Origin of the sequence: Staphylococcus sp. LKG4-2 (assembly GCF_050955665.1) — a bacterium.
GTDB classification, from domain to species: domain Bacteria; phylum Bacillota; class Bacilli; order Staphylococcales; family Staphylococcaceae; genus Staphylococcus; species Staphylococcus saprophyticus.
On sequence record NZ_CP194532.1, the window covers coordinates 1754362 to 1776420 of the forward strand.

Consider the following 22059-nt stretch of genomic DNA (forward strand, 5'->3'; position numbering starts at 1 on the left):
AGTCCTCCTCAATAACTATTCATATTTTATTCAAAAAATCCAAATCCGCCACCAAACGTATCATCACCAAAATCTAAGTTATTTTTACTTTTAACTGTTTTCTTTTTCATTTCTTCATATTGAATTTCTTGATTTTTATTTTCTCGTAATTCGATGATATAGTCAAAATCACTCATTTCATAATCACTCGTTTCAACGAACAAGTCAGGATGTTCGACTACTTTTATTGCTGGTAAACTCATAACTTCTTTAACTAATTCTTGATGTTTTTGACTAGACTCTCTCGCTGTGACTGCACCGTCGATAATATAAACATGATCAGAATCATATTCTCCTTTAATTAAAGAGCTACGAACAGTCTGTTTAATTAACGTTGAACTGATAAATAACCATCTCTTGTGCGCACACACACTACCTGCAACGATTGATTCAGTTTTACCTACTCTCGGCATACCTCTAATACCAATTAATTTATGGCCTTTCTCTTTAAATAATTCTGCCATAAAATCAACAAGTAAACCTAAATCATCTCTTTCAAAACGAAACGTTTTTTTATCATCTGCATCTTGTTCTATGTATCTTCCATGTCTCACAGCTAAACGATCACGTAACTCTGGTTTACGCAATTTTGTTATAGATATATCATCTATTTCTGTTACGATATTTTCAAATCTATGCACTTTATCTAGACTATCTGACTTTATTAATAGCCCTCTACGACCTTCATCAATACCATTGATAGTCACAATACTAATTCCCATCAAACCTAATAAACTAGAAACATCTCCTAAAAGGCCAGCTCGGTTCATTGTTATCTCATATTCTAAATACCATTCTTTTTTAGTTGCTACTGTCATGAAATAAACACCCCTTTGTTTATAAACCATATGTTGTCTTTTATGATAAACAGCAAATGATACACTTTAAATAAACATTATTTTATAAATTATATCATTGACGTTTTGTTTTATTGGCTGAGCATAAATATAAGAATCATCCTATTAGATCATATGAACAACTAACGACTAGAATGAACTACAAACGTGCTACTTCACTTTAGCTATAATAATCCTTTCATCAGTCATCTAAGTTAAATAGTAATACAAAACTTTTTAGAAAATTACTTCCTCATACTTACTGACATTATATCATTGAATGTTTCAAAGTTGTTTTATTTTCTATAGTTTACTTAAATTATTTACAAGTACCAAGCGCCATTCACTTTTTGAATTGTTCCGGTGATACTTTTCGCAAAAGGATGACATAGATAACTACATGTGTGAGCAATTTCAGTCGGATCTATCAATCTTTGTTGTGGCAAGTCTTCAGTAATTGCTGCCAATTCCGCTTCACTCCAAACTCTAGCCATATTACCACTTACCAAACCGGGTGCAATAGCGTTCACCGTTACTGAAGTCATTGCAAGTTCTTGACTCAATGCTTTTACAAAAGCAATTTGGGCACCTTTCATTGCAGAATAAACTGATTCCATACTTGCACCTGTTTCACCCCAAATAGATGAAATAACAACAATCCTACCACTCTGACTTTGTCTTAGTTGATCAACAAAATACCTACAAACACGTATGAATTGTTTTACGTGAATTTGATAAGCTAAATCAATCATTTCGTCAGTCATATCTTGTATTTGTCCATATAATGCAGTGCCACTCGCATAAATAAGGCAATCCAAATTAGTAATAAAATCAAAGTAATCCGCAAAATCGATGTCCTGCATTAAATCTATTTGTATGAATTGTACAGGCTGACTTTTATATTGCGACTGCAGTGTATCAACATTAGCCTGATTATACTGAATGATAACTTCATAACCGTCATACAATAGACGATCAACGATAGCTGTACCTATACTACCAGAACCACCCATCACTAATGCCTTCATTTTTATTTCATCTCCAAACGACTATCAACAACTTGCTCTAGGTTCAAGCACATTTTTGAAGTTTCGTTTACACTCTCTAAAGTGATGCTTTCAACAATTTCCAATAAATCGAATAAACTTACGCCTTCAAAATATAATTTCGTATATTGGTTCGCTATGTATTCCGGAGAATTTAACCCTGAAATAAATTCACCTATGAATTGTTTTTTTAGTAAACTAAATGCTTCTTCATCATTCAGTTGTCCTTGGTTGTTTTCAATTTCTGTTAAAAGTAACGCTTTTAATTTATCAGGATACTGTGTTGCGCTCGTAATTACTGAGAAACTATATGTCGGTTCTAATACAAATTGATATCCAAATGTCTCATCAATTAGATCTTCGTTAAGTAAAGATTGATAAAAATCTGTTTCTTCACCAAATAACATTTCATAGAAAAGTGTCATCTCTAAATCTCTCTTTACAAAAGATGCGTCGGGTTCATCAACTAACGGATTGTTTTTAAAGCCTAACATCAATCGAGGTGATTGCAATTTCATAGTTTCAGTCACTTTGGATTCATTTACAGTTGCTTTTTCTATCAATGGATCTCTAACTATTTGCGGTTGTGCTTCTTTATCGCGTTGATTTTCATGCGTTGCCACGACATCATAAATATTTGCTACATCTACATCGCCGACAACAAAGAGTACCATATTCGATGGATGATAAAATGTCTCATAACATAAATAAAGATCATCTTTAGTAATCTCATAAATACTCTCTACACTGCCTGCAATATCCACACGAATAGGATGTGTATCATACATAGCTTTCAATGTATTAAACATTAATTTGTAACCAGGCTGTTCTTGGTACATTTTAATTTCTTCAGCTATGATGCCTTTTTCTTTATCTACTGTTTCTTTAGTGAAATAAGGTGACTCAACCATTGTTAATAAGCGTTTAATATTACGCTCCACATGATCTGTTGCACTAAATAGATAACTTGTACGATCAAAACTAGTGAATGCATTGACTTGTGCATTATCTTCAGCAAATGCCGTAAATAAATCTTCACTATCATCATCGTTTTCAAACAATTTATGTTCTAAGAAATGCGCTACACCATCTGGAACAGTGACAAAAGTATCACTACCATGTGGCTTAAATTTATTATCTAACGAGCCGAACTTTGTAGTATACGTCACAAATGTTTTTTGGAACCCTTTTTTGGGGATGATAAATAATTTCAATCCATTATTTAATTCTGCTTCAAATACACGTTCATCTATTTGTTCATAATAATTTTCTCGCATTAGTCATTACCTCCTTTTGTCAGAATATAAATGGTATCAAGCACAACCGCTTGCGCTAATTGTTGCACATCTGATTTTGTAACACTTTGGATACCTTCAAAATAACTTTCTTCTGACATGGGCTCATCTAATAAGATATTGTTGTTTAAAATTTCTATCATACTTTTTGGTCTGTCATGTGATTCTTGTCTCTGCGAAAGAATTACTTTTTTAGCTAATGCTAGCTTATCTTCTTCAAATTGACCGTTTTGGAACTTTTCAAATTCTTTGATAATTGTATCTTTTGCAACTTCATATTTATCTATGGATACACCACTCAATACAAACATGAAGCCATTTTTTGCATCAATTTGTGAATGAATTGAATATGCCAAACTTTGTTTTTCACGGACTTCATTAAATAATACAGATGAAGGGTCACCACCGAACATTACATTAAATACAACCATTGTAAAATACGCTGCGTCGCCATATTTTGCAGGCATTCTAAAGCCCATATTCAACTTAGCTTGATCTACATCGTCCACTTCAACAATTTCTTGTGGTAATGTATGTGCTTGTTTCATAGGTGCGTCTTGCGTTAATTCAAAGTGGAAAGGTTTGATATCGAAATAAGTTTTCAATTGCGTTTTAACTTGTGCTTCATCTACGTTACCAACGACGTAAACTGCACAGTAATCATTTTGTAGCATAGATTGATATGTATCGTATAAAGTTTCTGGCGTTACACTTTTTATGCATTCTATTTGACCTGTAGCCAAATGTCTATAAGGATGTTCTCCAAACATATGTTTTAATAAATTTAAAAATGAAATCTGCGATTTGTTATCAACCATCGCTTCTAGTTTTTTACCTAATAAAGATTTTTCTTGTGACACAAAAACCTCATCAAATTGTTGATCAGTCACTAACGGGTTCCAAATAATTTCTTTTAACAATGCCACACCTTTTTCAAATAATGGTGTTTGGTCTTTCAAATAACGTTCATTAATTAACTCTAATGAAATGCTTATAACATGCTTATCTTTAAATTTTGAAACAAAACTATTCACATAGGCGCCATATAAATGTGATAAATGTCTATTGAATGCTTTATCTGTAGGCCATTGTTTGGTTGCTCGAACTAATACTTTGCTTAGAATCGAACGCGCAGTCATGGTGTCACTTTCTAAGGGAGCCATAAATTTCAACGTTATTGTGGTCGTTTTAAATTTTGTAGTTGGCATTACTTTAATATGTATGTCATTCTGAGTATTTTTGTTCTTCAAATTGTCATGCCTCACTTTCATAAATTTCTTATTATAAACTATTTTTAACCGTTTTAAATTTTACTAAACTACTTTTGAAATAATTAAAAGAATAAAGTATTGGTTGGTCATCTTTATCATAATGGACTAATTTCAATAACATAAGCCCTTCATGTGGTGATGCACCTAAGATGTCTGAAATGTGCGGCTCATAACTGATGGCCTCCATTTCAGTATCAGCATATGCCACTTTTTTTCCCGTATGTGCTTCGATAGCACCTAGTAGCGATTCATCGCTATTTTGATATTGTGCGCATGTTAAGTCACTCGCAGGCACTTTATCTAAACAATATACTACGGGTTTCTTATTTGCCGTTCTGACACGTTCTATAATTGTAACGTTTGCCTTATCTGCAATATTTAATCGTTTTGAATCTAATGAGGTCGCTGGTTTTTCATCAAAACTAATATATTCTGTCCCAGCACTATAACCCTGATCTTCAATCATTCTACTTATACTTACAACTTCTCCTAAAGGATAATAGAATGGGTGCAGTGATTTAACACGTGCACCTTCTTCTAAATTATTTGATAAAACTTGTTCAGTGATTAATTCATCTACTGCATCATAGACATCATCTGTCTTTACATTTAATGTTCTAGCTATTGCTAAATTACTTGGTAATGGTTCACCATGTTGTAATTTGCCATCTTTGATTTGTTGTATCATCCACTCTTTAACTTTATAAACAGAAGTCAGTTCCATTTTTACACCTCATCACTATCTAAATCCACTAATATTTGTCTAGGTTTACTTCCTTTTTGTGGTCCAATAACTTGATTTCGTTCTAAATCGTCCATTAATCTGGAAGCGCGATTATAACCAATTCTAAATTGTCTTTGTAATAAAGAAGTACTCGCTTTTTGTTGTTCAATGACAAATAAATATGCTTCATCATAAAGCGTATCTTCACTCTTCATTTCTGATTTTTCTACTGGTGTGTCTGGTTCCATTTCTTTAACATAATTCGCTTTTTGCTGTTCTACTACATAATTAACAATGTCTTGCACTTCTTGATCGCTTAAAAATGCACCCTGCACACGCGTTCTTGTAGAACCACCATTTGCAACATATAGCATGTCACCTTTTCCTAATAGCTTGTCTGCGCCACCGCTATCAATAATCGTTCTAGAATCCGTTTGTGAACTAACAGCAAAAGCAATTCTACTTGGAATGTTATTTTTGATTAAACCAGTAATCACATCCACAGAAGGACGTTGTGTTGCAATGATTAAATGAATGCCTGCTGCACGAGCCATTTGAGTAATTCTTTGAATTGCATTTTCTACTTCTTTACCAGCAACCATCATTAAATCAGCTAATTCATCCACAATAACCACGATATAAGGTAGTTCAGCTTGTTTTTCATCTAGCTCAAGATTTTGTCTTCTAATCGCTTCGTTGTAACCTTCTATATTTCTTGTAGATGAATGTTGGAATAAATCATAACGACGCTCCATTTCGGCCACAACTTTTTCTAAAGCTTGAGATGCCTTATGAGGATTTGTAACTACCGGTATCAATAAATGGGGAATCCCATTATATACATTCAATTCTACCATTTTCGGATCAATTAACATAAGTTTTACTTCATGCGGCTTTGCATTAAGTAAAATACTAGTGATAATACCATTGATACATACGGATTTACCACTACCTGTAGATCCAGCAACAAGTAAATGAGGCATTTTATTTAATTCAACTGTTATAGGATCACCTGAGATATCTCTTCCTAATCCTACTTCTAATTTATTTTTTGCAGGGAACTTCTCATCTAATACTTCTTTAAGTGATACAAGTGAAATTTTGTCATTTGGTACTTCAATACCCACTGCAGAACGTCCTGGAATAGGTGCTTCAATACGAATATCCTTAGCTGCAAGTGCAAGTGCGATATCATTGTGCAAGTTTACAATTTTACTTACTTTAACACCTTGTGCAGGTTGAATTTCATATTGTGTTACCGCAGGACCGATTTTTATTTGTGTCACTCTAGCATCTACACCAAAATTTTTAAGTGTTGTTTCTAGCAGTTGCCCCTTTTTCTGAACTTCTGCTTTTGAAGTTGCTTTTTGTTTCGCTGGTTGCTTAAGTAATGAGAGTGGTGGAATCGTGTATGCCTCGTTTTCCACTTCTCCAGCTTCTGAAATCGAGTTAACCGCATCGCTTTGACTATCTTCAGTTTCTTCAGTAGCATCCATAGATTGATCTAATGAAGCCAAATCCGCATCATTTGTATCATGCTCTGTATGTTGAACATTATCCGCTTCATGATCGTACATGCGTTTAGTACGTTGTTTTTTAGTATTTGGACTTTGATTTGTAGATTCTTCATCATTTTCACTATGTCCGTATATAGGGATAGATAATTGTTGGTTACTTGTTTCGTTTGGTACTTCTTCTAGCTCGCTAACATCTTTAATGTCTTGTTGCTCACTCGCTTCTAGTTGTTGTTTCTCACGCTCAGCTTTCTTCTCAGCTTTTACGCGTGCATTCGCTTCTTTTTTGATTTTATTTTGTTTGCGCTTTTCTTTATAATTTTCTGAAGCATCCTGACTTTTAACTTTTAACTTTTCAAATAATATTTTAGATACATCTCGGTGCTTTTGTTTTAAAAGTAAAATAATACTTGAAGCTATAAGTAAAATTGTGACAATAATAATACCTACAATTGAAATAAGCGGTATAGATATCGATAATAAATAATGACCTAAGAGTCCTCCGCCAAAATTCGGAAAATTCGTATGTTTATATGAACTATATACAAATGACAATACTGGTTCCCGTTGCGCTTGTACCTTGTTTGTAAAATAAAAAACAATATGTGTAACTAGCAATAAAGCTAATTGTAATACGAAGGCACCCACTGTACGTCTCGTTTTAGGTAATGCTTTATAATATGTAATGAATATAGTTCCAATCAAAATAAGTATATAAGTTAAAAATCTACTGTTACCAAATAAATAATTAAAGAAACTATCAATCATTGTTCCCACTATACCAAGTTGAAAAGCACCTAAGACGATGATGACAAAAATTGCAATTGCCAATATATATCTTAAGGGATGATCACCTTGTTGTTTCTTCTTATTCGATGTCTTTCTTCTTGTATTTGCAGGTTTTCGCTTAGCTGTTGATCTTTTTTTCGTTTGTGCCAAATTTAACACCTTCTTTTCGACTCAGTTTTCAAATATGCGTCATCATATGTTCAATTCCTACATATGTGATATAACATTTTCGTTTAAAATATATGCAAGTTTCTCATAGTTATTAATATTTATGTATAAATAAAGTTTCGCATTCTTACATAATAACATAAAAGAGGTAAGACATTTTTTCGCTCTTAGTGCATTTAAAGGTTGGATTTATGGCAAAATTGCTTAACATGTCACCTTAATCTACTTTTAAATATATTTACCTAAGCGTATGTCTTAACCTCTTTGTTTAGTATTGAAATTATTAAATTTCAGAAATAACTGGAATAATCATCGGACGACGTTTCGTATTTTCAAATAATAATTTACTAATTTGATCACGCATACTCTGTTTAATTTCAGACCATTCAATGCGTTTCTCTTGTAAACCTAATTCGACAATTTCACGGACTTTTTCTTCAGCTTCATTTAAAAGTGCTTCACTTTCTCTTACATAAACGAAACCTCTTGATTGAATTTCTGGACCTGCCGCTATTCTTCTATTTTTTGGATCAAGCGTAACCACAGCAATAAATATACCGTCTTCCGCTAATAAATGACGATCCCTTAATACGATATTACCGACATCTCCTACACCGATACCATCAATAAGTACATTTCCAGAATTTACTTTTTCATTTAAAATCATTTCTTCACCATCGTAGTTAACAACATCGCCTTTTTCTACAAGGAAGATTTTTTCAGGTTGTACACCTGCTTCATTAGCTAATTTAGCATGAGAAATTTGCATTTTAAATTCACCATTTACTGGTATAAAGTATTCTGGTTTCATTATGTTAATCATCATCTTCAACTCTTCCATGCAACCATGACTAGAAGCATGAATTTTTTTACTATTTGGTATAATTTCAGCACCTGCACGTACTAATTCATTTAAAGTATTACCTACTATCACTTCCATATTGGCAGAAGCTGTAATAGTTAAAAAGACAGAGTCCCCTGGTTCGATATTCATTATCTTATGCTTTTTCTGAGCCATTTGACTAAGCGCTTCAACAGGTTCACCTTGCATACCAGTGGCTATGATAATCACTTCATTCTTAGGATAATTTTCAACTTCATTGATTGGAATTAATAAATCTTTTGAAATATCAAAATATCCCATTTTTCTAGCAATGTTAAATGAGCTTTCAAGTGAACGTCCTAAGAATGACACTTTTCTATTTAATCTTTGCGCAAGATTTAATACTTGTTGAATTCTTATAAAATTAGAAGCATAACAAGATACAATTAATCTGCCCTTCACTTTTGTAAATGCATCGTACATATGTGATTCGATCACATTTTCTGGTGTATTATAACTTGGCTTTTCAGCTTCAGTCGAATCACTAATTAAAGCAAACACCCCCGCTTCGCCTATCTCAGTCATTTTCTTCAAATCTGGTGCATAATGTCCATGTAAACTTTGGTCGAATTTAAATTCACCCGTATAAACAATTGCGCCATAAGAAGTATGGATACAAATACCTAAACTATCTGGAATACTGTGCGTCGTATTAAAGAAAGTGACATTTACCCCTTTAAAACGCATCACTGATTCATTATTCACTGTGTAGTATCTAACTTTTTTATTAACATTGCGTGCTTTCATATTCTCTTTAATTAAAGCAATCGTCAATTTCGAACCGTATACCGGAGCATCAACTTGTTCTAACACATACGTTACAGCACCAATAGCATGTTCGTGTCCATGCGTTAGAAAGATCCCTTTTAATTTTTCTTTATTTTCTATTACGTATTGAATATCTGGAATAACAATATCTACGCCCAGCATTTCGTCTTCTGGGAACATTAAACCAGCATCAAGCATAAACATTTCATCGTCCACTTCGACGATATACATATTTTTCGCAATTTCTCCAACTCCGCCGAGTGGAATGATACGAATGTTTTTATTTTTTTTCTTTATTAAACTCAAAATGTTACCTCCTATTTAATTTCCCCGTCCATATATAAACTCATAATTTATTATAAGTTAAAATGCGCTTTATGTACACTATTAAAGTAATTACAACAAATAGTTTATATCTATTTTAATTCTATAATTACTCAATTTATATTGACTTAATATACAATGCGACTTGAAAATTTTCCACAAACTGAAATTCCGTTTATATACTATTTATAATTACAAACTTCCTTATTAGCATTTTTATATATATAAAAAAAGAAACTAGCAAATACTGCAATGTGATACTTCCTACAATAGAATCGATGACATGCTATTGTAGGAAGTTACATTCAGTTAACTAGTCTCTCGTTATAGTTACAATACCAATTTTATGATAAAACTCTAATTTATAGTAATGCTTTATGTGATGCATTGACACGACCTTGTTTGTCAATTTCAGTTACTTTGATTTTGAAAATATCGCCGACTTTTAAAACATCTTCGACTTTATCAATACGTTCATTCGCAATTTGCGAAATGTGAACAAGTGCATCTTTACCTGGGAATAATTCAACAAACGCACCATATTTCTCAATACGTTTGACTTTACCTTCATAAACTTGTCCAACTTCTGCTTCACGTGTAATATCTTCAATGATTGAACGTGCACGTGCTATGGCATCTTTATCAACTGCACCAATAAAGATCGTACCATCTTGTTCGATATCAAGTTTCACGCCAGTTTCATCAATGATTTCATTAATTTTTTTACCACCAGGTCCAATGACATCTCTAATTTTCTCTGGTTTAATTGTCATCGTAACTACTTTAGGTGCAAAAGCACTTAATTCGCTACGAGACGTATCGATAGTTTGTAGCATGTGATCTAATATAGCTAGACGACCTTCACGTGCTTGATCTAACGCTTCTTTAATAATTTCTTTTGTTAAACCATCAATTTTAATATCCATTTGAATTGCAGTGATACCTTCAGCTGTACCTGCAACTTTAAAGTCCATATCGCCGAGTGCATCTTCCATACCTTGAATGTCTGTTAAGATTGTATAACTATCATCACGTGTCACTAAGCCCATAGCAATACCTGCAACAGGTGCTTTAATCGGCACACCAGCATCCATTAATGCTAATGTAGACCCACAAATTGATGCCTGTGAAGACGAACCATTGGATTCTAATACTTCACTTACAATTCTTACAGTATATGGGAAGTCTTTCAAATCCGGTATAATATGGCTCAATGCACGTTCACCTAATGCACCATGACCAATTTCACGACGACCTGGGGAACGAACAGGACCCGTTTCACCTACTGAGTAGTTTGGGAAGTTATAATGATGCATGAAACGTTTCTGTTCTTCTTCCCCTAAACCGTCTAGGATTTGATATTCACTCATTGAACCTAAAGTTAGGACAGATAGTGCTTGTGTTTGACCACGTGTAAACAAACCAGAACCATGCGCTCTAGGTAAGACACCTACTTCTGATTCTAATGGACGAATTTCATCTGTTTTACGGCCATCAGGTCTGATTTTTTCTTCAGCAATTAAACGTCTAACTTCCTCTTTGACTAAGTCATTTAATATACTATTCACTTCTTTAATTAACACTTCGTTATCTGCGTCTTCTTCATCAATAAATTCAGCTGCTACTTTTTCTTTGAGCGCATCTAAATTGATATCACGTTGTTGTTTATCAAATGTTAAAACAGCATCTTTTAAACCGTTCTCTTGTGTTAGTTGTTTAACTTTTTCAACTAATACTTCATCTTTTTCTACAGGAACGAATGCTTTTTTCTTTGGTTGGATATGATCAACAATTTCTTGTTGGAAATTAACCAATCGTTGAATTTCGCTATGTCCAAAGAAAATAGCTTCTAGCATTTCACTCTCAGTAATTTCGCTAGCGCCCGCTTCAACCATGTTCACTGCATCTTTATGACCAGCAACTTCTAGGTCTAAACGCGACACTTCTTTTTGTGCTACCGTTGGATTGATTACGTATTCACCATCAATATATCCCACGTTCACACCGGCAATAGGCCCTTGGAATGGAATGTCAGAAACACTCAATGCCATAGATGAACCTATCATAGCTGCCATTTCTGGTGAACAATCTGGATCAGCACTAAGTACAGTATTCATTATTTGAACATCATACTTATAACCTTTAGGGAACAATGGGCGGATTGGTCTATCAATTAATCGTGCAGTTAACGTTGCTTCATCGCTTGGACGACCTTCACGTTTCTTAAATCCACCTGGAATTTTACCAGCTGCATACATTTTTTCTTCATAGTTAACCATTAATGGGAAAAAGTCACCATCACGTGGTTCTTTTGAAGCTACTGCAGTAGATAAAACTACTGTATCACCATAACGAACGAGTACGGCACCATTAGCTTGTTTAGCAAGTTGACCTGTTTCAATCGTTAATGATCTGTTTGCCCATTCGGTTTTAAAAACTTTTTTCTCTTGAGACATTACGAATCTCCTCTCATATATCTATTAGTTCTATCATATCATTTCTTAGAATAATTTTATATTAGTATATTCCTTTTTAAAAAATAGCTGTTCTAAATTATAAAAAAGGGAAAGGACCCTAAAGGTTCTTTCCCTATCAATAAACGTCTTAAAATTAACGACGGATACCTAATGATTTAATTAATTCACGGTAACGTTGAACATCTTTGTCACGTAAATAGTTAAGTAAGTGTCTACGACGACCTACCATTTTTAATAATCCGCGACGTGAATGATGATCTTTTTTGTGTTCACGTAAATGTTCGTTTAACGCAGTGATTTCTGCAGTTAATACAGCGATTTGGACTTCTGGAGAACCAGTGTCTGCTTCGTGTGTACGATATTCTTTAATTAGTTCATTTTTGCGTTCTTGTGAAATTGCCATTGTCAATTTCCTCCTTTTAATTTTTATTCGCCTTTATCCGAGCAAAACGTCGGAGTCTCGAGCTGCCAAGGTAAAGGTGCATAAATGTGGATTACACATTCGACTTAAATATTATATGATACTTCATCACCAAAATCAACCGATAATAGATATTTTGCTTTTTCTTTATCTTTGTTCATCTGTTCAACTAAAGGATCTATTCCATCAAATTTAATTTCTGGTTCTTAAATAGTGATGCCAATATACGGTTACACGTTCACCATAAATATTTTCACTAAAGTCGAATAAATTCACTTCAATAACTACTTGTGCTTTGGAAGGATCATGAAACGTCGGTTTAACCCCAACATTGGCTACGCCTCGATATGTTTCTTTGTTTACACCAATTTCCATGCTGACAGCATAAACGCCATTTTTCGGCAATACATAATCACCACTCGGTTGCACATTAGCCGTAGGGAAACCAATTGTTCTCCCTCGTTTTTCACCCTGAACAACTGTACCTTTAATACGGTATCGGTAACCTAATTCTTCATTGGCCTTCTGCAAATCGCCTGTTTTAAGCGATTTTCTAATATCTGTTGTAGATATTTTTTCTGACTCAATCTCTTGTTTACTCACAACTGTTGTATTAAACTCAGACATTTCATCAAGAATCATCATGTTCCCTTTACCGAATTTACCAAATGTAAAGTCAAAGCCAGCAATCACTTCTTTTACATTATTTTTGATAATATAATCCTGAATAAATTCTTCAGCCGTAACTTCAGCAAACTTAGATGAAAAATTAATAACGATACAATAATCTATACCATATGACTCTAAAATTTCCACCTTATCCTGAATTGGTGTTAAATAATCTGTTCTCTTTAATTTAGGATTTAATACAACTGAAGGGTGCGGATCAAATGTCATGACTGCTTTTTTTAAATTTTGGGATTTTGCTTTGGCATCTAATGTTTCAAATACTTTTGCATGACCTTTATGCATACCGTCAAAAAATCCGAAAGCCATCGCAACCGCTTCTGTTATATATTGATTATCTTGAATTGGATGAGCTACTTCTATCACTTTCATGTGTATGACTCCTTTAGTTAAACACTTTTTTAGGTTTAATTTCATCAAGTTTTTCTGGGTGTGGTTCATAAATTGCTAACACTTTATGTGTTTCATTATCTACCATTATAACGATGTCGTCTATATTTTGCTTGAACTCAGCTTTGTAAAACTTTTGTCCATTTAATATTTTTCCTTTAATGGCGTTATCAGTAATTAAAATTTGTTCAATACCTTTCAAACCATATTCTATAGGAAATAATTTCTCAAGTAACGTGTCATGCTCATGCAGTGACTTTATATCTTCAAGTGTTAGACTCTCATTGATATCAAATCCACCACTTTGCGTACGTGTTAATTTTGACATATGTGCAGGTAGCCCAAGTGCTTTACCAATATCTGTGGCAAGTGTTCTAATATATGTACCTTTACCACATTCAACTATCATATCAAATTGACAAGTATCGTCTACAAAACGCAAATCTGAAATTCGATTAATTTGATAAATGTTGACCTTTCGCTCTGGTTCTTTCAACTACTTGATTGTTTCTTGCATATTCATATAGTTTCTTACCATTTACTTTTACGGAAGAATACATTGGTGGAATTTGTATCAGCTCACCTTTAAATTGTTGTAAAACATCATCTATCGACTTAGCAGAAACATCTTGTTCATTAACAGCTGTTTGTTCTAATATTTCTCCAGTTTGATCTTCAGTCGTCGTTGTTATGCCCAAACTAACTGTAGCTTTATAAGTTTTACCCATTTCCATAATGTAGTCACTCACTTTCGTAGCACTGCCAATACAAATTGGTAGAACACCTGAAACTTCTGGGTCTAGCGTACCCGTGTGACCAACCTTTTTCGTTTTTAAAATTTTCCTCAACTTGAATACAACATCATGACTTGTTAATCCACGATCTTTAAACACCGGTAAAATCCCATTATACATTTTCAATTCACCTTCAGAGTCTCATTTTTATTATATATACTATACTAACATGTATTGATTTACGCGTTTATGTAAAAAAGAGCGAGACTGAAATCTATTCGATTTCAAGTTCTCGCTCCTACACTAAGAATCTACAATCTAAATTCAAATATTGAGCTAAATAGAATGTAATAATATATTAATCAACTGTCCACTTCATATTGAATCAAAGACATGTTAATTAATATTTAGTCTTTTTTATGCAAATCCTGAATCATTCTTTCGATTTTATTACCATAATCAATCGATTCATCATATTCAAAATTCAATTCTGGAATGATACGGAGTCTCATTCTAGAGCCTAATTCAGATTTTATAAAGCCTTTAGCTTTTTCTAAGCCTTTGAAGGTATCTGCTTTTTGTTTTTCATTACCTAAAACAGTTAAATAAACCGTTGCAATAGATAAATCATTGGTTAATTGTACGTCAGTAATTGTTAAAAAACCAATTCTTGGATCCTTAACTTTATTATTAGCGATATCCATGATTTCTTGTTTCATTTGTTCGCCTACACGTTCTGCTCTCGTATTCATATTTTTCACCTCACATATATCTTACTTCGTCAATTGTTTCCTTACTAACAAATTATATGACAGTTTATTTCATGACGTCAAACAAATATTATTACTTTGTATTCCCTTTTATCGAATCAGTAGAGTTATGTTTGTCATTACAATATATTGCATGTCATATATAAATACAACATATTATATGACAGTTGAGCATAATTTTAATTCCTAACTGTTAATTTTTGAAACATTATTTCATAAGAACGCTATAATTCTATATTTAAATTGCCTAAGCGATGAATTTTTATGCTTAAGTGTAAATGGCATGTGTTTTTCATCAAAGCCATCAACTTTAGTACGTCAATTCATAATGATTTTACACATTTATAAAAATATAGTGCTATACTATAAAACTAATCGATATTATAATTGATTTGATTTTAAAACTTTAGGAGTTGCATCTTTTTTGGAAAAACCAGAACGTCTGCTCTATATTTACACCCGATTACTAAATGGTAAAACGATAAGCAAAGAAGCCTTATCACAAAAACTACAAGTTAATATACGTACGATTCAAAGAGACATTAGTGATATAAATAATTTATTTATGAAGATCATGAATGGCATGGTCTTGAAGGCAAAGTAATATACGATACTACAATTGAAAAACATCGCTTAAAGATTGATAGTTATAAATTTTAAAAAAAATAGATTGCTAAATCTTATTTTTCGAATGAAAGATTTCACCCCGGTTATTCATGAAGATACATATAATCTCATTCGTGGTTTGAATGCTAATTCAAATCTAGCAGAAAAATTATTATCTAATAAATTATTAAGCCAATTCAAAATACATCGTGAACTCAATGAGTCTACTTTAATCTATAAAATTCAACTTGCAATCGAGAATAATCATAAACTCACTATACAACTTGATAATGTCGAGCTCCCTAACATCATTCCAATTTATACGCGCTATTTTGATAACGTGTATTGGATTACGTACTTATATGAGGAAGAAATATATACGCGTGATTTAACAACAATTACAGATATTAAACTAACAAATCAAGTATTTGAACGCGATATCTTTAATCATATTAAACAAGTGAAACTGCTAGTGAAAGATGATATTTGGCCAGAAATAAAGAGACAATTCATTATCTTAGATACTACTCCTTCAGCAGATGGGACTATCGTTAACCTAATTATTTCAAAAGAAGAAAGTATGCATTTAGCGTATCTATATCCTCAGGCTATCATACTTCTACAACCACAATCCTATGTCGATGAATTTAAAAGAAAAATACAAGTTTTATTCAATAATTACGACATTTAAAAAAAGCTTACAGTTAGTGAGACACACATACTATAAGCTTTTTTATTTATTAGTTAGAATTAGAAAATTCATATCTCATAGAATCCATTTTCTTGTGAAAATCAGAATCACCATTTTCGCGTGCAGCCTTTTGTTCTTGATTCCATTTGTAATACTCAATTTTTGATAACGCTTGTTTTTTTCTCAGACGTTCCCTATGCTCTTTATAACTCAATACGTTACATAACGTAAGATGTCTATTTTGTTTAGAAGATAATACAAATAGGTTTTCAATTAAATATTCACAAATATCACTATCCGCAAAATTTTTGAAAATGGATATATATAATTCTTCCTCACTTACGATATAAATTCGTTTTTTATCATCTTTTAGCATTTTAATTAACAAGTTAAAATTTTGCCTCTGGGAAGGAAGTATATATTTAAATGATAAGAAATCTTTCGGTATACCTGCTGCATGACCTGTTTGATAAGGGAAAAATTTAATAACCATTAAACGATTAGGGTCAATATTAAAGTATTTTAAAGTTGACGCATTACTATATAAATATTTTACAAACCATCTATGGCAATCAATATAAGGTAAAAATAATTTTTGACCATCAAATGTTAATTTACCTTGAATATCTAACAAGATCCTTTTTCTATACTCTATTGCTTCAGCTTCAGGCAAACTGAGTTCGTATATTTTAAAATCATTTTCGGGTTGTTTTTTTAATATAACGATATCTGCAATTTCAGGATTTCCAAAATAAGGTCGCGCAGTCGCAGGATTAAGTTCAGCATTTTCGAATGTCACTTTTTGTCTATTTTTATTAACTGTCACTTTACCATTAGCGAAATCAATCATTTTCTTAAATCTTGGAATTTCCATAAAATTTTCACCGAAATGTTTTTTTATATATTCTAAATCTCTAGGATGTAAAAATGCTGTAGTATCATTATTTTTAATGATTGCTTTTAATGTCGATTCATCATAAATAGAGTTATATTGATCTAAATATTGTTGCCAGAATTCATTTATTTCTTTTAAATATTCACTCATCATTTATAACCTCCTATTTATTCTAAGTTTAATCATGCACATAGACAGCCAGTGTCAGCCAATATAAATAAAGGTAATTTTACAATATTTTTTATATCTAATTTACAATTATAAAAAACATCTATTAATTATATAAAATAGTGCGATAACATTTGTATGTTTCAATTATTTAATTTTAATATCTTTTGATATTAATTGTTTAATAAACTATAAACGACGTATACTTAAAATTCGAATCACTGATAAGCCATCGAATTTTGGAATATATATTATATAACAACATAATACATAAATCAACATCCCTGATATTTTTCACATCTACTATCAACACTCTCTTTTATACGATGCTTCAGAGTACGAAAGCTTTACATCATTATCAAATATAATCTATTTAGTTGTTAACAGATATACTCTCATCGATTCATAAACATATCTTAATTAAATCTAAAAGTCCCTAATGATGACTGATGGTGACTCAATTTACGCCCTTATACAGAAACTTCATTGATAATAAAAAAGCACGCCAAAAATGAGATTTTAATCTCACTTTTGGCGTGCTTATGATGATTTCAATAAAGAAAATGATTATCGTTAGTCTGAGGTGATTATATGCCTGAATCTTTATTTTAATTTAAATTTTATCTTTTAATTTCTACCATTTCGAACGCTTCAATGATGTCGCCTTCTTTAAGGTCATTATACTTTTCAATTGTGATACCACATTCGTAACCTTGAGCTACTTCTTTTGCGTCATCTTTAAAACGCTTCAATGTGTCTAGTTCCCCTTCGAATTGTACAATGCCGTCTCTAATGACACGTACACCTGCATTACGTGTGATTTTACCATCAATAACATAACTACCTGCAATTGTACCGACTTTAGAAACTTTGAAAGTTTGACGAACTTCTGCTTGCCCAATAACTTGTTCTTCAAATTCTGGATCTAGCATACCTTTCATTGCTGATTCTATTTCTTCTATAACGTTGTAAATGACACGGTGTAAACGCATATCTACGCCTTCATTATCTGCCGCACGTTTTGCACCAGTATCTGGTCGAACATTGAAACCGATAATAATACCGTTAGAGGCATTAGCTAAAGTAACGTCTGATTCATTTATAGCACCTACAGCTGTGTGTATAATACGCACATTAACGCCTTCAACATCTATTTTCATCAATGACGCAGCAAGTGCTTCAACTGAACCTTGAACGTCACCTTTGATGATGACATTAAGATCTTTCATTTCACCTTGTTTCATTTGTTCAAATAAATTATCTAATGAAACACTCTTACTTTCTTGACGTTGTTGCATCACATTAGCTTCATGGCGTGCTTCACCAATACGTCTTGCTTGTTTTTCATCTTTAAATACAACAAATCTGTCACCAGCTTGTGGCACATCATTAATACCAGTAATTTCAACTGGTGTAGAAGGACCAGCCGTTTTAATACGTTGGCCTAAATCATTAACCATTGCACGAATTCTACCATACGTGTTACCAACTACGAGTGAATCACCCACATTGAGTGTACCATTTTGAACTAATAATGAAGCAGACGGACCGCGTGACTTATCTAATTCAGCTTCAATCACTGTACCTACAGCATTTTTCTCTGGATTAGCTTTTAATTCTTGTACTTCTGAAGTCAATACAATCATTTCTAATAAATCTTCAATACCGTCGCCACTTAATGCTGAAAGTGGAACGAAGATTGTATCGCCACCCCAGTCTTCTGGAATTAAACCGTATTCAGTTAATTCTTGCATCACACGGTCTGGATTTGAAGTAGGTTTATCAATTTTGTTTACAGCTACAATTGTTGGCACTTCAGCCTCTTTGGCATGATTTATTGCTTCAATTGTTTGAGGCATTACCCCATCATCAGCTGCCACTACTAAAATAGTAATATCGGTAACTTGAGCACCACGTGCACGCATTGTTGTAAAAGCAGCGTGACCAGGTGTATCAAGGAAAGTGATTTTTTTGCCATCATTTTCAATTTGGTAAGCACCGATATGTTGTGTGATACCACCAGCTTCTCCAGCTGTAACTTTTGTATGACGAATAGAATCTAATAACGTCGTTTTACCATGGTCAACATGCCCCATGATTGTAACTACTGCTGGACGTTCTATTGCATTTTCATCTTCTGTTTCATCATCAAAATAAATCGCCAAGTCTTCTTCATCAACTACGATTTCTTTTTCAATTTCAACACCATAATCGTCTACAATAAGTTCTAATGTTTCGTCATCTAATGATTGATTGATATTAGCCATGATACCTAATAAGAATAATTTTTTGATAATACCTGAAGAATCAACATTTAATTTTTCAGCAAGTTCACCAACTGTTATGCCATCTTGGTAGGTAATTTTTGATGGCATTTCTTTTGGTTCTTCTTGTTTAGGTTGTTTGTTATTTTTATTATTTTTGTTGTTCTTGTTATTTTTATTATTTTTCTTATTATTCGGCTTATTATTTTGGTTACCTTTATTCGATTGGTTACCTTTATTGTGAGTTGTTTGTTGTTTATTTTGAGTATTCTTTTGTTGTGATTTCTCACTTTGTTCTGCTTTTTCTGGTTTGTAAATTTTATCTAAAGCTTTAATTTGGTCGTCTTCTAACGTTTGCATATGACTCGTTACCTCAACGTCCATTTTTTTCAATTCATGAATAATTTCTTTACTTTTAATTTTTAAATCTTTTGCGTATTCGTAAATTCTTTTTTTACTCATATAGTCACTCCTTACGATATTCATCAATCATTGACAATAACTTTTTAGCAAAGCCTTGATCAGTGATTCCAATGTTTACACGTTCTGCTTTACCCAAAGCTTGTCCTAATTCAGCTCTCGTTCCAAATATACGTAATGATATATGGTAACTTTCACATTTGTTCTGTATCACTTTAATTGTGTTATCAGAAGCATCCGTTGCAATGATTACGAGCTTTAGTTTGTTCTTTTTCAAATCATTTAAAATAACTGATTCACCTGTTTTTACTTTTCCAGCACGCATTGCTAAACCTAAAAAATTTACGATTTGTTCTTTGGTCATTTAGGTATCTCTTCACGGTATATAAGACGTATAATTTCTTTATACACAGGCTCTAATGTATCAGCATCAGCTTTAAAATACTTTTCTAAAACACCTTTTTGTTGAGCTTCTTCTACTAGCTTAACATCCTTTGATACGTAGGCACCACGACCTTGTTGTTTACCTGTCGCATCAGCAAAAATTTGCTCATCTTTATTGATTACAACTCGAATCATGTCATTTTTAGGATGCATTTCATTTGATAGTATACATTTACGCATTGGAATTTTTTTCTTTTTCATAAAGTATCCACTCCAATTTATTTTTCTGCGTCTTCGTCTTCTATTTCAACTGTCTCTGTTGGTTGCGATTCAGTAGTATCTTCTTCTACTTCAATATTTTCAGACGACACAACATCATCTAATTGCATTTCATCTTCTTCATTTAATGCTTCTTCTGCAGGATAAACGCCTGCTGCTCTCGCATCAGTTTCTGATTTAATATCGATCTTCCAACCAGTTAATTTTGCTGCTAATCTCGCGTTTTGACCACGTTTACCAATTGCTAGTGATAATTGATAGTCAGGGACAACAACGACTGTTGATTGATTTGGCTCATCCACGATAACCTGTAGCACTTGTGAAGGGCTTAATGCATTCTTAACAAATACCTTAGGATCTTCATTCCATTGAACAATATCAATTTTTTCGCCACCAAGTTCTTCTACAACCGCTTCTACACGTGCACCTTTAGCACCAACACATGCGCCAACTGCATCAATATCAGGGTTATCAGAATGCACACTGATTTTAGAGCGATCTCCTGCTTCACGTGCAACAGATTTAACAATAACTGTACCATCAAATATTTCAGGCACTTCTTGTTCAAATAAACGTTTTAATAAGCCTGGATGACTTCTAGAAACATAAATTTGTGGACCTTTTGTAGTTTGTTCAACCTTATTTACGTACACTCTAATTCTTTCATTCGGAATATAACTTTCATTTGGGCTTCTTTCAGCTTCAGATAGTACAGCTTCAGTACGGCCTAAATTCACATATACATAACGATGGTCTACTCTATCAATTAAACCCGTTACAATATCATCTTCTTTATCGATGAATTCATCGTAAAGGATTTCGCGTTCTGCATCACGTAAACGTTGCATAACAGCTTGTTTCGCTGCTTGCGCACCTACACGACCAAAGTCACTTGGCGTTACATCTTCTTCGTAAATATCACCAATTTCATAGGCTGGATTTTTTACTAATGCAGTATCTAAACTAATTTCTTCTCTATCATCCATTGATTCTTCAACCACTTCTTTACGAGCGATTACTTTGAAACTACCTTGATCCATATTTAATTCTACGCGTACAGTTCTCGCGCTATCGTAGTTCTTTTTATAAGCAGTGATTAAAGCTGCTTCAATGGCATCGATTAATACTTCTCTAGGAATCTTTTTTTCTTTTTCTAAGTACTCAGTAGCTAATAATAATTCATTACTTGACACGACTTATCATCCTCCTCATCACG

At 32.9% G+C, this 22059-nt stretch carries 16 protein-coding genes and 4 pseudogenes; 2 read left to right on the forward strand and 18 right to left on the reverse strand.

Annotation, left to right across the window (positions count from 1 at the left end):
* Window positions 1-26 precede the first annotated feature (26 nt).
* From ACM6UH_RS08675 to rbfA, 13 genes and pseudogenes are all read right to left on the reverse strand, one after another.
* On the reverse strand, window positions 27-857 hold the full coding sequence (locus ACM6UH_RS08675) for a DUF3388 domain-containing protein (RefSeq protein WP_002483440.1): 831 nt from the start codon (window positions 855-857) through the stop codon (window positions 27-29).
* Between the two features lie 341 nt (window positions 858-1198).
* On the reverse strand, window positions 1199-1903 hold the full coding sequence (gene ymfI, locus ACM6UH_RS08680; RefSeq protein WP_011303245.1) for an elongation factor P 5-aminopentanone reductase: 705 nt from the start codon (window positions 1901-1903) through the stop codon (window positions 1199-1201).
* 2 nt (window positions 1904-1905) lie between these two features.
* Window positions 1906-3198, reverse strand: a complete 1293-nt coding sequence (gene yfmH, locus ACM6UH_RS08685) for an EF-P 5-aminopentanol modification-associated protein YfmH (protein ID WP_047503636.1) — start codon at window positions 3196-3198, stop codon at window positions 1906-1908.
* The gene (gene yfmF, locus ACM6UH_RS08690; RefSeq protein WP_225791758.1) at window positions 3198-4466 is read right to left on the reverse strand and encodes an EF-P 5-aminopentanol modification-associated protein YfmF; all 1269 of its coding nucleotides are present in this window, start codon (window positions 4464-4466) and stop codon (window positions 3198-3200) included. The genes yfmH and yfmF overlap by 1 nt, the downstream gene beginning before the upstream one ends.
* Before the next feature lie 31 nt (window positions 4467-4497).
* Window positions 4498-5211 (reverse strand): GntR family transcriptional regulator, encoded by a 714-nt coding sequence (locus ACM6UH_RS08695; RefSeq protein WP_011303248.1) that lies wholly within the window; start codon window positions 5209-5211, stop codon window positions 4498-4500.
* 2 nt (window positions 5212-5213) lie between these two features.
* Window positions 5214-6677: pseudogene (locus ACM6UH_RS08700) on the reverse strand (DNA translocase FtsK); the annotation flags it as partial.
* Between the two features lie 101 nt (window positions 6678-6778).
* Window positions 6779-7664 (reverse strand): annotated as a pseudogene (locus ACM6UH_RS08705) (cell division protein FtsK); the annotation flags it as partial.
* Window positions 7665-7965: 301 nt separating this feature from the next.
* Complete coding sequence (gene rnjB, locus ACM6UH_RS08710) at window positions 7966-9639, reverse strand: ribonuclease J2 (protein ID WP_433911954.1); 1674 nt, start codon at window positions 9637-9639, stop codon at window positions 7966-7968.
* 380 nt (window positions 9640-10019) lie between these two features.
* Window positions 10020-12113, reverse strand: coding sequence for a polyribonucleotide nucleotidyltransferase (gene pnp / locus ACM6UH_RS08715; protein ID WP_047503628.1), 2094 nt, complete (start codon window positions 12111-12113; stop codon window positions 10020-10022).
* A 154-nt stretch (window positions 12114-12267) separates the two neighbouring features.
* Window positions 12268-12537: a 30S ribosomal protein S15 gene (rpsO, locus tag ACM6UH_RS08720; RefSeq protein ID WP_002483448.1), complete on the reverse strand. Its 270-nt coding sequence runs from the start codon at window positions 12535-12537 to the stop codon at window positions 12268-12270.
* A gap of 104 nt (window positions 12538-12641) precedes the next feature.
* A pseudogene (locus ACM6UH_RS08725) lies at window positions 12642-13614 on the reverse strand (bifunctional riboflavin kinase/FAD synthetase).
* Between the two features lie 13 nt (window positions 13615-13627).
* Window positions 13628-14546: pseudogene (gene truB / locus ACM6UH_RS08730) on the reverse strand (tRNA pseudouridine(55) synthase TruB).
* Window positions 14547-14773: 227 nt separating this feature from the next.
* A complete protein-coding gene (gene rbfA / locus ACM6UH_RS08735) occupies window positions 14774-15118 on the reverse strand; it encodes a 30S ribosome-binding factor RbfA (protein ID WP_283995355.1) in 345 nt (114 codons plus the stop codon).
* Between the two features lie 442 nt (window positions 15119-15560).
* Between rbfA and ACM6UH_RS08740 the strand changes: the two genes are divergently transcribed.
* Window positions 15561-15740, forward strand: a complete 180-nt coding sequence (locus ACM6UH_RS08740) for an HTH domain-containing protein (protein WP_011303254.1) — start codon at window positions 15561-15563, stop codon at window positions 15738-15740.
* Between the two features lie 87 nt (window positions 15741-15827).
* The gene (locus ACM6UH_RS08745) at window positions 15828-16433 is read left to right on the forward strand and encodes a hypothetical protein (RefSeq protein WP_199189036.1); all 606 of its coding nucleotides are present in this window, start codon (window positions 15828-15830) and stop codon (window positions 16431-16433) included.
* A 49-nt stretch (window positions 16434-16482) separates the two neighbouring features.
* Here the strand turns inward: ACM6UH_RS08745 and ACM6UH_RS08750 are convergent, their stop codons facing one another.
* From ACM6UH_RS08750 to nusA, 5 genes are all read right to left on the reverse strand, one after another.
* Window positions 16483-17481, reverse strand: coding sequence for a hypothetical protein (locus tag ACM6UH_RS08750; RefSeq protein WP_011303256.1), 999 nt, complete (start codon window positions 17479-17481; stop codon window positions 16483-16485).
* Window positions 17482-18116: 635 nt separating this feature from the next.
* Window positions 18117-20222, reverse strand: a complete 2106-nt coding sequence (gene infB / locus ACM6UH_RS08755) for a translation initiation factor IF-2 (RefSeq protein ID WP_011303257.1) — start codon at window positions 20220-20222, stop codon at window positions 18117-18119.
* A 4-nt stretch (window positions 20223-20226) separates the two neighbouring features.
* Window positions 20227-20544 carry a L7Ae/L30e/S12e/Gadd45 family ribosomal protein gene (locus ACM6UH_RS08760; protein ID WP_002483455.1) on the reverse strand — a complete coding sequence of 106 codons (318 nt, stop codon included), beginning with the start codon at window positions 20542-20544 and terminating at the stop codon, window positions 20227-20229.
* Complete coding sequence (gene rnpM / locus ACM6UH_RS08765; RefSeq protein WP_002483456.1) at window positions 20541-20825, reverse strand: RNase P modulator RnpM; 285 nt, start codon at window positions 20823-20825, stop codon at window positions 20541-20543. Before rnpM ends, ACM6UH_RS08760 begins: the two co-directional genes overlap by 4 nt.
* A gap of 17 nt (window positions 20826-20842) precedes the next feature.
* Entirely contained in the window at window positions 20843-22036 is a 1194-nt protein-coding gene (gene nusA, locus ACM6UH_RS08770; RefSeq protein ID WP_002483457.1) for a transcription termination factor NusA, read from the reverse strand.
* Between the last annotated feature and the right edge of the window lie 23 nt (window positions 22037-22059).